Origin of the sequence: Microcoleus sp. N9_A1, assembly GCF_036701795.1 — a bacterium.
In the GTDB taxonomy this organism is placed as follows: Bacteria; Cyanobacteriota; Cyanobacteriia; order Cyanobacteriales; family Microcoleaceae; genus Microcoleus.
The window spans coordinates 1-15396 of record NZ_JAUBRI010000104.1; the positions used below are offsets into that span (position 1 = coordinate 1).

At 44.0% G+C, this 15396-nt stretch carries 10 protein-coding genes; all 10 read left to right on the top strand.

From position 1 onward, the window contains the following. The first annotated feature begins 343 nt into the window (after window positions 1-343). The 10 genes from QUA58_RS28745 (at window position 344) to QUA58_RS28790 (ending at window position 15310) form a co-directional block, all read left to right on the top strand. The gene (locus QUA58_RS28745) at window positions 344-1240 is read left to right on the top strand and encodes a hypothetical protein (protein WP_333397508.1); all 897 of its coding nucleotides are present in this window, start codon (window positions 344-346) and stop codon (window positions 1238-1240) included. An 846-nt stretch (window positions 1241-2086) separates the two neighbouring features. Further along, window positions 2087-3148, top strand: a complete 1062-nt coding sequence (locus QUA58_RS28750) for a hypothetical protein (RefSeq protein ID WP_333256317.1) — start codon at window positions 2087-2089, stop codon at window positions 3146-3148. A gap of 176 nt (window positions 3149-3324) precedes the next feature. After that, a complete protein-coding gene (locus tag QUA58_RS28755) occupies window positions 3325-4233 on the top strand; it encodes a hypothetical protein (protein WP_333397510.1) in 909 nt (302 codons plus the stop codon). Then, a complete protein-coding gene (locus QUA58_RS28760) occupies window positions 4190-4648 on the top strand; it encodes a hypothetical protein (RefSeq protein WP_333397512.1) in 459 nt (152 codons plus the stop codon). The genes QUA58_RS28755 and QUA58_RS28760 overlap by 44 nt, the downstream gene beginning before the upstream one ends. Window positions 4649-4896: 248 nt before the next feature. Beyond that, window positions 4897-6063 carry a circadian clock protein LdpA gene (ldpA, locus tag QUA58_RS28765; RefSeq protein WP_333397514.1) on the top strand — a complete coding sequence of 389 codons (1167 nt, stop codon included), beginning with the start codon at window positions 4897-4899 and terminating at the stop codon, window positions 6061-6063. Window positions 6064-6389: 326 nt separating this feature from the next. Then, window positions 6390-8165 (top strand): R3H domain-containing nucleic acid-binding protein, encoded by a 1776-nt coding sequence (locus tag QUA58_RS28770; protein ID WP_333397517.1) that lies wholly within the window; start codon window positions 6390-6392, stop codon window positions 8163-8165. 391 nt (window positions 8166-8556) lie between these two features. Further along, complete coding sequence (locus tag QUA58_RS28775) at window positions 8557-10212, top strand: CheR family methyltransferase (protein WP_333256325.1); 1656 nt, start codon at window positions 8557-8559, stop codon at window positions 10210-10212. A 19-nt stretch (window positions 10213-10231) separates the two neighbouring features. Continuing rightward, on the top strand, window positions 10232-11362 hold the full coding sequence (locus QUA58_RS28780; RefSeq protein WP_333256328.1) for a chemotaxis protein CheW: 1131 nt from the start codon (window positions 10232-10234) through the stop codon (window positions 11360-11362). Window positions 11363-11620: 258 nt separating this feature from the next. After that, complete coding sequence (locus tag QUA58_RS28785; protein WP_333397519.1) at window positions 11621-13084, top strand: methyl-accepting chemotaxis protein; 1464 nt, start codon at window positions 11621-11623, stop codon at window positions 13082-13084. Window positions 13085-13426: 342 nt separating this feature from the next. Next, complete coding sequence (locus tag QUA58_RS28790; RefSeq protein WP_333256333.1) at window positions 13427-15310, top strand: methyl-accepting chemotaxis protein; 1884 nt, start codon at window positions 13427-13429, stop codon at window positions 15308-15310. The last annotated feature ends 86 nt before the right edge of the window (window positions 15311-15396 follow it).

The window sequence follows — 15396 nt, forward strand, 5'->3', positions numbered from 1 at the left end:
TTGAGTTACCTCAGTAAATGTCTTCTCTTTCTTTACTTATTTTAACATAGTTCGGTTTTTTGGCGCCGACCTACTTATGCTGCAACTCCTGTAAAACTCGCTCTTCAGATTACGAATAAAACGGCATCCTCGTTGCGCTTCTAATAGTTAAATACAACGTTACAGATTCTAGGGCAAGATGGTAAAAAACTGCGGTAGATTGTATCGATCGCTACTTTTTACACCAAGCATCCGGGAGAGCCGTTCTACTGCTGGTAGTAGGGAAAATTGGTCTAAAAAAGTTCGGTATTTTTACGGTTAAAACATTAATGGATGTGTCCTAATATGTACAGTCAAGTGGTTGATGAGTCACTTTAAGAAAGCAAAGCTGATTGATGTGATGAAGCATTTGGGCTTATTTTTATTGGCTTTAATCCTTTCCGGTGTAATGGCACTGAGCCATGTGTCCGCAGGATCGACAGCGCCCTCTGACATAGGAGTAATGAGGGTGACTGAGTTGAAATCCGCTGAAATTGATGGCATCCGATTTGAAAGCATAATGCCAGAGCCTGTATTGACCATCCCCAAAAAACAACCTGACACTTCTGGTGTAATCACGCTCGGCCATGTACCCAGAGTGTTAGCTGGGGCTGTTGATGCGGAACAGGGGAGGGAAACTGAATTGACATCCTTTGAATCAACACATAGCAATATCGATAGCAATGCAGTTGAAAGAAATGGTATTCGGTTGGAAATTTTAGTACCAGACCGGGTATGGCGCATACCTGAAAAACAAGATGCTACTACTCCTGTTCGGATCGGTTTTCAAATTACAAACGACACACCTTACCCCATTCGCTTTCCTCCACTCGATCCCCTGCTGGTATTTCCACTAGCAATAGTAGATGCTGATGGTAATTTATTACGGCGATCTGGGGGTAGAGGTATGCTTCTCAACTCTCCGCAACTGGCTTGTCCCTTAGTTCAACCACGAGAAAGTCTAACCTTTTTCTTGAAAGCGGAACTTTTCTGGCAGAACAATCAGCTTCTCTTCGGAGGCAATGATGGATTGGGTGGCGGATGGACTTTCGATATTGGGTCTGGTAACTATCAAATTAGGTTGACATACGTCAATTTTAGACCAGTATTATTCTGTGATGAACCCCAGATATATGAATACAAATTAACACAAGGGATTTGGACGGGTCAGATGGTAACACCCTTTGTGAAGTTCCGCGTCGTCCAGTCTGAATCTAAATAGAACTTAAGAGCCAATTTTTACTCGATTTCAAGCCGAGACAGATATTTCCTACCCCATAATCAGGAGTTGTCAAAAATGAAATTATCGCAACAGTGGATAATTTTATTAAGTTCGCCCTTGCTAATTTTACTCACAGGTCGAGCCAGTTTCGCGTTTTCTTTCACAATGCCATCCCAACCACCAGAACCGATATGCACTTCTCCAAACTCGCCTTACTGTTTATCAATATCTCATACGGAGCCGGGTGTTGGTACTGTGACTGTCTCTACTACCTCAGTCTCAGAACTTCCACTAGGCGGCACCAATGATTTTTTTAACCTGCTAACGTCATCTGTTTGGGCACAAAAGGGTTGGACGTTTAACAAGGCGCAACCTGTAGGGTCTTTAACAGGTAGGTTTGATAGGCGTTGCTGATTCACGGTATGAATTCCCTTTTCGCTTGAAGTTACAAAACTCACCCTCCGAGGGTTTATAGCAATTGCGAAATCTTGAATTCATACCTGTATCCAGCAACGCCGGTTTGATATTGGGGTTTATGCTCCCTTTATTTTTCTTAGTGACCAAGAAACTGTTGGGGCTGAAATACAAGTTCTTTATAACCCTGGTGTCGGTCTAGATCCAGTAGGAAGTAACGTCCATTTTATCCAACGGGTAGTTAACAATCATGCTTATACCGTTACCCTACAGGGAGTTATCAAGCAACCGCCGGGAACTCCTGACGATAAAATTGATACGGTACTAGAGCAAACTCAACCAGGTTTTATCGACCCCCTAAAACCAACATTTAACCCTTTTTACGACACCTATGGTCAGGTGAGAAGGCTTCCCGACCAAAGAATTCTTTTTGTGGATACTCCATCTCGAGCAGATATCTATTATAACAACAAAAACTGGAGTGCAGAACTTTATCTTGCTGAGGTCAAAGATCCCATTAATAACCCAACTCAAGTGACAATATATAATGGGATATCATGGGGCTGGAAAAGCATATTTATTCCTCCTAAAACTTCTAAAAAGTTTTCCGACAGCCTCGCCTCCGGTTTTGAAGTAGACCGTTTTAACCTTTCTGACCTTACTCCAGGTTCAAAATATATAGCCTGGACAAACAACGACCTCCCCTCCAATCGCTGCAACCCCAACACATTCTTAAGCACTGACAATGACTCAGGTTTTCAGCTAGGATTTGACGACGACAGTAGCCCTGTAGGAAATGGCTTTGCCTCCGCACTAACTGGTACTGTGGGCAGTAGCGGCAATATCAACTTCGATGTCCGTGCTGCTGGTGGAGGTGCTCGCGGTCAAGACACAGGCAATTACGAGCTTTTTGTTGATGTTTACGACCCACAAGAATCGCCAGATTTTAGCGTAGCAACTAGCGGTGGCGGCGGCTTCGGAAAAGAAATGCGCGGCCTGACACAGCAAAACCCCATCCTTCCCAATTCTATCCAAAATGGCTGGCAAGTCTTCAACAAAGTTCCCGGCTGCCGCTGGTTTGACCCTCCAACTACTTACGGCTTTGAATTCCAATCTCAGGAAGACACTTTATTTACTGAAATTCTCGATTTTCCTGCGGGCGATGACCAGGAATTTACTGTTGCAGTAGGAGATTCGATCCTCGGTAATTTCAGTCCGGGAGATAAATTAGACTTTGTTTCTTTATTGGGTTATCCAGTAGATAATTTTAGAATCACTGGCATTGATTCATTATTTGGTGAGACAGCAGAAACAGCATTTCCGATTCAATTAGCTTTTAAGGAACGGGAAGGAAGTTTCAAGATGCGGCAAATTCCCAAGCCCATTGATGCGGAAGCTGTACCGGAACCTGGGAGTATTTTGGCGGCTAATGGAATGCTGCTGTGGTTCGCTGGGATACGCCATATTTTGCGGAAAAAGCGACAGGTTGAATAAATTTTATAGAGCCTAATATCCCGACCGGGGCGGGTTTTTGAGATTGTCAATTATTAGCAGATATTGTTGGTGAACCCGCCCCTACAGGAATCACTATCGAATGAACAGAAGATTCTGCGATTGCTTCGATTCGCTGGCAATGACACAAAGCTTGCAATTACACAACTATCTTTCCGATGAAAAATCTTTACACTCTGCTATATGCTTTCAGCCTCATTCTCATCAACCCTTGGGGAGGCAGCCGCGGCGAAATTTGGACGCAATCTAAAGTTTTTGTTGTCCTGCTGATTGTGCTTTCAAATTTATCATTTTTATGGGAAGAAAGGAAACTTTTAACTTTTTCCCGGCAGTGGAAAGTCTGCCTGATTTTGTGGGGATTTTTTTTGACTGTGGGAGCGATTTCTACCGTAAAAAGTTCTTTTCCGGAGCGTTCTTTTTGGGGACAAGACCAAATGGGAGACGGCTGGCTGTACTGGCTGTTAATTGCTATTTTTTCGCTGAGTAATAGGTTGCTACTAAAACTTCATCCCGAACTGTTTCTCTCTCAAATGCGGGGTTTGCTGATAGGAGGTGCGGTTGTAGCTGTTAGCGTTTTTGGGCAAGTTGTCAACTGGCAAATTGATTATACTGCTACTTCCGGTCAGCTTATCGCAAATGATGTTTTGGCTAGTACGATTTTTCGAGGACAGCAGCCGATCGCACTTTTCTCCCATCGGGGTCACGCAGCTATAGTATTGGCTCTGACAGCCGTTATTTGTGCCGTAGCTTGGAAGCGGAAATTAATTAGCGATCGCACTTCCACTCTCGCTTTATTTCTGATTCTCCCCGCTTTGCTATTTACCAACACTCGCACAGCAATTTTATCTTTAATTATATCACTATCTTACTTGTTGGGACGGCAATATTACAAACAATTAATTCCCGCTCTTGCGATCGGCTTAGTGGCAATTAGTGCGATGACTTTTACGCTAACCTCTGGACTGGAATCGGGTATCTGTTGCACAAGTAATGTCCAGCCGATCACCTTTGTGGGAACTTGCTGTGCGCGGGATTCAAAAACGACCTCTCTTTGGCTGGGGTTTTAACGGATTTGGCATCGCATATCCTTTCGTCGCCAATCCCAATAAGGTTCCTGAAATTGTGAATTTAGGTCAATTTTCTTATGATTACATTGCCCCAAACGGACAGATTCGCACTGAAAAAATACCGAGTTATAAAGCTCACAATTGGGTTTTAGATACTGCTATTTCTACAGGCATTCTGGGTGCGATCGCTAGTTTTGCTTTATGGGGATATTGCTTGCACTGTGCGATCGCGCCCCCAAATACCGACATAGCAGCAGTAGCGATCGGCTATTTAACTTTCATTCTGCCTTGGTTTGAGTGCGCTCAATACGCGCAGGTGCTTTGGTTAGCGCTAGATGCTCCGAATCGAGTTAAGAGAGTCCAAAACTCTCAATCCTGCAATAATAGTCGGCTTTTATCTTGCACCCACCGCTAACAAATGATATTATTATAAGTCTGGCTGCAATTAAAACCTCAGCCAAAAATTAAAAAGCGTACCCGTAACAAAAACTCTTAAAAAAATTAGATTGCCAAAAAAGTCATGCTCGATACTCCACATCTAGGGCTGATCCCCCAAGTCCCACTCCTATCGGTAGCGTTTTGATACTTGTATCTGGCTGAGTCGGAAAACTCAGTACAAATTTTTGCCTCGTAATTTTTAGCTCAAAGGATTAACATATAAGGGTGACAGAACATTATCATCCTCTAAACTCATTAAAAGGTGGCCATTGGTTCAAGCTGATCTGTGGGGCGAGCTTTCAACACCTGCCTGCGGTACGGAATCTCACCTTGGCTTACACCTTAGCAGGCGCTGACTGTATCGATGTCGCGGCAGATCCCGCCGCCGTCGCAGCAGCGAAAGAAGCCCTACAAGTGGCCAGCGAATTACAGGCAAGAACTCAAAACCGCAGGTTTGGCGGCAAAGGGTTGCCGTTGCTGATGGTGAGTTTAAACGATGGGGAAGACCCGCATTTTCGCAAAGCCGAATTCAACCCAGCCGATTGTCCGGCGGACTGCTGGCGGCCGTGCGAAAAAATATGTCCAGCCGAAGCAATAGTTTTTCAGAGTGCTGGCAGTGGTTTTTCCGGGGTGATAGACCAGCAATGCTATGGCTGCGGTCGCTGTCTGCCGATTTGTCCGAGCCAACTGATTTATACTCGTTCTTACGTGTCTGCTCCAGCCGCGATCGCACCTTTAATCTTGCAATCCGGTGCGGACGCCCTAGAAATCCACACGCAAGTAGGCAGAGAGGCAGATTTTGCGCGACTTTGGTCGAGCATAGCTCCTTGGGTCGCTCAACTCAAGGTAATAGCAATTAGTTGCCCCGATGGAGACGGTTTGATTGATTATTTGCGGACACTCTATCAAATAATTTCCCCCCTTCCTTGTCCCCTAATTTGGCAAACAGACGGTAGGCCGATGAGCGGAGATATCGGAACAGGAACTACTAGAGCCGCAGTCAAACTCGGTCAAAAAGTTTTGGCTGCCCAGTTGCCGGGATACGTGCAACTTGCAGGCGGCACTAATGCTCATACTGTCAGCAAGCTGAGAGCCGAGGGACTGCTGTTGGATGGCGGGAAAAATTTGTCAGTTCCCCCTGTCCAATACATTGCAGGTGTAGCTTACGGCAGCTATGCCAGGGTTTTGCTATCGCCAATTTTAGAACAGTTAGAAACAATGCAGGCCGATCGAGCCTATGCCGTTCCGGTGGCACTCGCGCGGCCAGCAGCCGGAGTTCAAACATCTCGGCTACCTCAGCTCGAAGCCGTCCCAGAACTTCTCTCGGAGGCCGTGAGTTTAGCTCGTTCTCTAGTTTCCCAGCTCAAAAGTCAGTTGACAGTTGACAGTTGACAGTTGTCAGTTGTCAGTTGTCAGTTGTTAGTTGATAGTTGTCAGTTGATAGTTGTCAGTTGTTAATCAAAAAAAAAACTGAAAACTGATAACTAACAACTGTAGTTCGCGATCGCACTTGCGCCCTCAGAAACCCGGTTTCTTAGTATATTTCTCGTTTTTCGACGCAAAACTCGTAGAAACCGGGTTTCCACGCACCGATGCGTAATCAATGAACAGACAACTGTCAAGCGGTCAACTGAAAACTGAAAACTGAAAACTGAAAACTGTCAAGCGGTCAACTGTCAACTGAAAACTGTCAACTGTCACCGAACACATCGAGGCGAATGCAGATTACAGACGACCTCAACAGATTATTAGACATCGTGCCAGATGAGATCCGGCAGCCCTTAGAGCAGCACCCGCAGCGCAACAATCTCATTGAGATTGTCATGGATTTGGGCCGCCAACCTGAAGCTCGTTTTCCATCCTTGGCCGAACCTCTTTCCCAAACGCCGATTACCAAAGCAGACCTCCACTATTGCATCGAGCGAGTCGGCCATTTCGGCGGCGACAATCGAGCCGGTATCGAGCAAACCCTGCACCGAATTAGCGCCCTTCGCAACCGCAGCGGCGAGATTATCGGCTTGACATTGAGGGTGGGCCGCGCTGTGTTCGGGACGATCGGCATTATCCGCGATTTAGTGGAAACCGGTCAGTCAATTTTGATGCTAGGTCGCCCCGGTGTTGGCAAAACCACGGCCCTGCGCGAAATTGCCCGCGTCCTCGCCGATGACTTGGAAAAACGGGTGGTAATCATCGACACCTCCAACGAAATCGCCGGAGATGGAGATATTCCCCACCCAGCGATCGGCAGAGCTCGCAGAATGCAAGTTTCCCGTCCCGAACTCCAGCACCAAGTCATGATCGAAGCAGTGGAAAACCATATGCCCGAAGTGATCGTGATTGACGAAATCGGCACGGAGCTCGAAGCTTTGGCGGCTCGGACGATCGCGGAAAGGGGCGTGCAATTGGTCGGTACCGCCCACGGGAACCGGCTCGAAAACTTGATGAAAAACCCGACTCTGGCAGACTTAATTGGGGGAATCCAAGCGGTGACGCTAGGAGATGACGAAGCAAGGCGACGCGGTTCTCAAAAGACAGTTTTGGAGCGCAAATCACCGCCTACTTTTGAAATTGCCGTCGAAATGCTCGAACGCCAGCGCTGGGTAATCCACGAGCGAGTTGCAGATTCGATCGACAGTTTGCTGCGGGGACGCGAACCGAACCAGCAAATCAGAAGCGTCAGCGACAGTGGAGAAGTAATTATCGAGCGCGAATCAGTATCTCCCCCCGCGCGGTTCCCAGGGATGCCAGCTTCGGGCGGCCCCGCTGCGGTATCAGCAATGCGGCCAGTCACACCGATTTCTGGGTGGCGGAGTGCCGGCAAAATGGTGCCGATGCCCCCTCAAGGCGAAAAATTCGCAGCAGCTAACAGCGCGCCGGTGGCTCCTGAGACTCGGTATTTCGAGCAACTCCTCGAAGAATCTCTGTCCGTGGAACCAGTACCGCAGCACCGGGGACGTTATTCCCAGAATGTCGGCCCTAACGGCGAAGATTTGCCCCTCCACGTTTATCCTTACGGCATAGCTCGCCACCAGCTCGAACAGGTGATTTCGACGCTGAACCTGCCGGTGCTGCTGACGAAGGATATTGAAAGTGCTGACGTGGTTTTGGCTTTGCGATCGAACGTGCGGAACCAGTCAAAATTAAGGCACTTGGCCAAAACTCGCCAAGTTCCCCTGCACACAATTAAGGCCGGCACTATTCCCCACGTAGCGAGAGCTTTGCGGCGCTTGTTGGACATGGACGACCCCGGCACCCCGGAAGTGGCAGACCTCGCCTTATTCGCCCGCAGCGGTACTTCTGACGAGCTCGAAGCTCTCGAAGAAACCCGCTTGGCTGTCGAGCAAATTGTCATTCCCAAGGGACAGCCGGTCGAACTCCTGCCCCGTTCTCCTAACGTCCGCAAAATGCAGCACGAACTTGTGGAACACTATCACCTGAAATCCCACAGTTTTGGGGAAGAACCCAATCGCCGCCTGCGGATTTTTCCAGCTTAAAGTTGGAGATTAGTGCCTGTGAAGGCCGAAGGTAGAAGGCAGAAGGGATAATTTTTTCCTGGCTTGTGTCTTTTACCTTTTGCCTTTTTCTTTTGAGTAGCTGGCAAGTTTCTGATATGATGTGGTGTGATACTGTTCTTGTTAATGCGATCGGCTAAATTCCCAATTTCTAATTTTTAATTCCCCAATTTCCAATTACCAATACTTAGACTACACGAGCTTACAAGTTCCCCAATTCCCAATATTTCAGCTACGCACTTCCCTTCGGCTTTGCGAACGGCTTTGCGAACGGACGAGCCGCAGGCTAGCAGCTATGCTCAGCACAAACTCAGCACCAGCTCAGTAAAAGTTGCCACTTCCCAACTTATTAAACAAATCTACCTGAGTTGACATGAATGATTCCCTAGTTCAGCTATTTATCAACTTAATTACTACTGAGATTGGAGTGCGAATTAGATCCCAAGATCGAGCTGGTTTGTCTCATAAAATTATGACTCGAATGAGAGAAAAAAAAATTTCAGAACCCGAAAAATATTATAAACTTTTAACCGCCCAAAATTTGGAAAGTAAAAATGAATGGTCAGAATTAGTATTGCTGTTAACAACAAGTGAAAGTTATTTTATGCGAGACAAAGGACAGTTTGGTCTGTTAAAAAAAGTAATTTTTCCTGAATTGATAGAGCATAAAAGAAACTTGCACAAGACCTTGGGAATGCAGCCGACACTGCGAATCTGGAGTGCGGGCTGCTCCACCGGTGAAGAACCTTATTCTTTAGCTATTGTTTTAAAACAATTGATTCCCGATTGGGAACAATGGAAAATATTAATTTTAGGTACAGATATCAATGAAAAAGTAATCAAAAAAGCGCCCCAGGGAGTTTACAGTCATTGGTCATTTCGCTTGGTTGAACCGCAGATACAAAAGCAGTATTTTCATCAGAGGCAAAATGATTGGGAAATTAATCAAAAATTGCGAGAAAGTGTCAACTTTAGCTGTGTAAATTTAATCACAGATGAGTTTCCTAATATTTACCAAAATATTTATAACATCGACTTAATTTTATGTAGAAACGTTTTTGTTTATTTTGAACATAAATATATTTCACTGGTACTGAAAAAATTTTCCAATACCCTGAGACCTGGAGGATATTTAATGACCGGTCACGCTGAAGTTTACGGTCAAATTATGAACGAGTTTCAACCCAAGATTTTCCCCGAGTCGTTGGTGTATCAGCGTCGGGATGCAGTAATGGAGGAATGCTCTCAAATAGAGTCTAGGGTTGCGACGGTAGGGGAAGCCAACTCGGCATTTCGGGAATTCCCCAAAGCAGATACTATGGGCGATTATAGTGGTGAGTTGCTAACTGGGCAGACGATGCCACCTAGTTTTACTACTAACAGCAATTTTCCAGAGATACCGCCCGTATTAAACACAAGTAATCCGCTGGGGAAGATGCTGCCCTCTCGCTATCTGGAGGACGGCTTGCCGAACAATGCCGTGTCAGTTACACAAAAAATAATAGCAGAAACTACTCCAAATAATACGCCTCAAATGCTAATATTAGAGGCTAAAAAATTATTTAAAAATCAATATTATGCTGAGGCAATTAACAAGGCACAAGAGGCCATAGACTTGCAGGGACCTAATTTTGAAGCTTATTTTTTAATCGCTAAAGTTCAGGCAAATGCCGGCAATTATTCTCAGGCAATAGAATACTGTAATAGAGCCAGAAAAGTAGAGCCTGGATCAGTATATACTGATTATTTACAAGCTCAAATTGCTGAAGAACAGGGGCAATTGGAAACAGCAAAAAAATTATTAAAGAGGACTATTTATATGTGTCCCTCTTTTGTTTCAGCTTATATAGAACTAGGGAATATATACAATAAAGAAGGTCAAGTAAAAAGAGCTCTTAAAATGTACAATTCATCTTGCGAAATCCTGAAAGCACTACCACCAAACACTCCCATAGATTCACAGGAAAAAATGACAGCTAGTCAAGTGCTGATGAATGTTAAAAAAAAAATTGTTAAAATTATACAGTAAAGAAACTGTACACTAAAATATGGAAACTAAACCGTATCTTATCTTTGAACATAACGGTTTTCTCTGCGGTATAGAAGCCTGCTACGTTCGGGAAATTTTCTTTCTGCCGGAGTTGACAGCAATTGCAGAAGTACCTCAAGATATTGTTGGGGCGATCGACCTTCGGGGCGAAATTCTGCCCGTGATGGATCTGAATCTCCGTTTTGGATACGCTTGGCAGGAGTATGCTGTGACAGATAGTACGATCGTCATCGAGTGGCAAGAATCCAAAGTCGGTATAATTGTCAATCAAGTTCGCGAAGTTAAGGAACTCTCAGAAGATGCCATCACTCCGCAGCTATCTTACGGGCGAGAGAATTCTGAACCCTCTCATCATTTTGTAGCTGGACTTGCCCGCTGCGAAGCCGATATTATCATGCTGCTGAATCTCGATCACTTAATTCGATATTCTCCCGAAAAGTCAGAAGAAAGCTGGCCTGTTTCTCCAAGCAATGCAGGTAATCAAGAAACAGCGGGTGAGGCAGAGACGGAAAATTTACACTCGCAAATAAGTGCAAAATTGTTAGGCAAAAATCCTACAGTTTTGAGCAATAGTCACGTTTTTTGCCCGCAGGCTACCCCCGAAGACAAAGCAATTTTTCAATCGCGGACTAATAATTTGAGGCGGCAAGGCGAGGGGGAAAATGATGCTGCAATTAATATGTCTTTGGCGGTGTTTGTTTTGAATGGTGAATACTTTAGTATTCCTTTGGATCTAGTGCGCGAATTTACTGATATTAAGCAAGTAACTCCGGTTCCTTGCACTCCCAATCGCATAGTGGGAAATATGAATTTACGGGGAGAAATTGTGACGCTAATTGATATTCGCAGTGTTTTAAATATGTCTTTAAATATGTTGGAGACTGCAAATTATATCTCTAAGGCGATCGTTGTTGAAGTGGCGGATTTAGTCGCTGGTATAGTTGTTGACGAAATATTAGATATTATATACTTAAATGTGTCGGAAATGGCGGCTGTTCCGGCAGCACTGCATTCTGCCAACCGCGAATATCTACGGGGGACAGCTATTTACGGGGAAAAAATGATGGCTATTCTGAACTTGCAAAAACTTCTGACAAAAGGAGGATTAGTTGTTGATGAAGAGGTTTGAATCAAATCAAGAACAGGACTTACGCAAAGCCTATGTATCATGAGTCAAGTGAAGCATCTGGCTTGATACTTTATTTCCTTCGCAATCCCGATCCAACGTACAGATCAGGACTGGTAAGGATCGGGACTCAGCATGAGAGAATTATCTTGAAATGCGTCCAGGACTAAAGAAGTTAGTTATACCAAATTGGCTTTTAAAGCGCTATTTGACAAAAAAATCTAATTCGTGTATGCACTTGCTTAAATTAAGGAGAAAAATATGTTTTCTAAAATAAACAACTTAAACATTAGAAACAAGATGCTGCTCGGATATCTAGCGCCAGCCGCTATATACTTAGGGTTTCCCGTAGTAGTTGTCGCTACTACACATCAGGTGTTGAAAACTTTCCAAGAAACAGAAAGGGTACAGCACGTACTCGGAGAAACAACTAATATATCCCTAGGTGCGGAGCAAATGGTACGGGGGCTACGTGGGTATTTAATTAATAAAAATAATGATTTTTTAACTGATTTTCACACAGGTGCAGAGTGGGCTCAGCAGTCGGCGGATAATGTAGCGCCGACCGTTAAAGATCCCGAACAGAGAATTCGTTTGCAGAGGATGCAAAAGCTAGTCAAGCAATATTATGAGGGTTGTAACGAAGACATTGTTCGCTTAGTGCTGCAAAATCAGACAGCGACAGCCATCGCTGTATTTAATACAGGCAAATACAAAAATGTAGTGAATGAATTTTTGAAAGTGAACCGGGAATTTCGGGAAACAGAATTAAATCTGGTTAATCAAAAAACGAAAATGACCAAGGAAGCTTTAAGCGTTTTGGTATCGACGCTGCTGGTTGGTTCGGTGCTGTTAGTGCTGTTTGGTACGGGTATGGCTTGGCTGATCTCGTCAGGAATTGTTGCAACTATCGAGAGCGCAATTAGTTCTATCGCCTCTTCTTCCACTGAGATTGCAGCCACCGTGGAAGAACAGGAACGCATGGCAAGTCAGCAAGCAGCTTCAGTAAATCAAACTACTACTACAATGGACGAATTGGGAGCATCTTCAAGGGCGACATCACAGCAGATCGAAACCGCCGTCGTTCAAGCAATGCAAGCTTTGAATTTAGCGGGAGGTGGCACAAAAGCTGTAGAACAAACTTTAGAAGCAATGGCAAGTCTGAAAACTAAAGTTCAGGATATCCAAGGACAAATTATAAAGTTGAGCGAACAAACAGATCACATTGGTAATATCTCAACTGTTGTTAGCGATTTGGCCAATCAAACTAATATGTTAGCACTCAATGCTGCTGTTGAAGCAGTGCGGGCGGGAGAACACGGCAAGGGGTTTGGCGTGGTGGCGTCAGAAATTCGCAAACTTGCCGATCGCAGTAAAAAATCAGGAGCACAAATTAATCTATTAGTTGCTGATATTCAAAGGGCGATTAACTCAACGGTAATGGTGACAGACGAAGGGACTAAAACTGTGGAATCTGGCGTGAATATTGCCTCAGAAACTGCAGCAGCATTTGCAGGAGTTGCCAATGCCATTAACAATGTGGTTTTGAGTTCGCAGCAAATTTCGCTGAATGCCAAACAGCAATTGATCGCGATCGAACAGGTAGTGCAAGCTATGAACTCCCTCAATCAAGCCGCAGCCCAAACCGCTTGCGGTATCAGTCAAACTAAAGTCGGTACTCAAAAACTGAATGAAGCGGCCTTAGATTTGAAAGCAGTTTTGTAGGAGATCAATGAATTATGAGTAGTTCCCCAAAAAAGCCAAATATATCCTTAAGAATTAAAGCAATTGCTTTGGCGCTCGGCCGCGGTACAATTCCAGTGATATTAACTGGAGTAATAACTTGTTTTGGGGCCAATCAGAACCTAATCTCAAATCAGCAGTGTAGTTAGTTGTTATTTGTGAGTTATTATTTGTGAGTTATGAGTTGTTATTTACTACCAATTCCCTATTACCTATTACCTATTCCCAATGCCCTATACTTCTGCTACGCGAGCGTACAAGTTCCCAATGCCCTATACTTCTACGCGAGCGTACAAGTTACCAGTAACCAATTCCCAGTAAACAATGATTAACAAATTTCTCAAAAAAATGCAGCACCGACTGCTGCTGCTTCTAATCTTAAGTACCTTGATTCCAGTATCTCTTGTTGGTTGGTATGGTATTTCTTCTTCCACAGCAGCACTGCAAAAGTTAGCATTAATAACTCTTAGTGACAGTGTTAATTCCACCGCCAATCAAATGATTAACAAGTTTGAAAATCTGAGAGCAGATATTTTGTTTCTCCGCAAAACTCCCCCTATTAAGGGAATTATTAGAACTCAAGAAGGAAATGGAGGAGACAAAAACACTAATGCAACTTATAAAGAGTGGGTTGAGCAAATGCAAGTCACATTTTTGTCCATGATGGAAGCTAAGCCATATTATATGCAATTGCGTTACATAGATCACAAAGGTAAGGAGATCGTGCGCTTAGATTCTGACGGCACAAATATCAACGTTATTCCAGATTCTCAACTACAAAATAAAGCAGACACAGATTACTTTTCGGCAACTATGAAGCTAAAACCAGGAGAAGTCTATGTGTCTTCCTTAAATCTGAATAAGGAAAGGGGGAGAATAGAAATTCCTTACAAGCCAACAATTCGCTACGCAACTCCAATTTTCAATCCCAAAGGAGAAAGAAAAGGCTTTGTCATTATTAATGCTCTGGGTAGCACTCTGATCGATATGGTTAAAAATTTTAATCCTGAACTATCAGACCAATCTTTTATCTTAAATCAAGATGGGTATTATCTGGCTCATCCCAATCCTAAAAAAGCCTGGGGATTTGATCTAAAAACTAACGAAAACATCAAAAATGATTATTCACCAGACATAGTTGCTAAAATACTATTAGGTGGTAAGGGAAATCTTGAAAATAGGGATCTAGTGATTAGCTACCATACAGTTTTACCGAGCAAAGAAAATCCTAATAAATTTTTAGTAATTGTGGATACTTCACCCAAAAGATTGCTCTTTGCTTCTATTGATTCTCTTCACCAAATAGCAGCGCTTATTGTTATTGTTACCCTAGCTGTGGTGCTGGGCTTGGGCGGGTTTTTTATGCAAAAAATTGTTGCTCTGATTCGTGGGTTAATTTACCAAATATCCTCATTTTCACTGCAAATAGAATCTAATATGAACAGGCAAGAGCAAATAGCAAATAGGCAATTTGTCTCGGTTAATCAAACAACTATAACTCTAGAAAATTTGGGCAGATCTTCTCAGCAAACAGCCGAGCAAGCTGAGTCTGTTGCCATTGCCGCTCGCCAAGCTTTAAATCTAGCCGAAGAAGGTACTAAAAAGGTAGATCAAACTCTCAATCAAATGCTGAATCTTAGAGAAGCTGTGGTGGCAATTTCTAAGCAAAATCATCGACTAGACGACAGCACGAGTCAGATTGGCAATATATCGACTCTCGCAAGTTTGGTTAGCGATTTAGCCAGCCAAACTAATATGCTGGCTCTCAACGCCGCTGTTGAAGCAGTCAGAGCCGGCGAGTACGGTAAAGGTTTTGCGGTGGTAGCAAGCGAAATTCGTAAGTTAGCAGATGAAAGCCAACAAGCAGCACAAAAGATTAATGGTATTATTCCAGAAATTAAGGGCGCGATCGACTCAACGGTAAAAGCAACTGAAGATAGTCGCAAAACGGTTGCAGCAGGGGTGAAAACAGCACAAGATACGGCAGAAGCTTTTACAGGTGTGAGGGAAGCTTGCAATCTGGTGTTTGCTAGCAACCAGCAAATTTCTTTTAATATTAAAGAGCAGGCGATAGCGATTCAGCAAGTAGGTGATGCCATGAGTTCTCTGAAGGAATCCGCGTCTCAAACAGTCAGCGGCATTACTCAAGTTAAAATCGGTACTCAACAACTCACAGAAGCTGCATTTAATCTTAAAGAAGTAGTGTAGTCATTAGTCATTAGACCTCTTGCGAAAGTGCGAGCGCTCTAGTAAAATAAAAGAAAAAATTAGCTTGATAATATGAATTACGAACA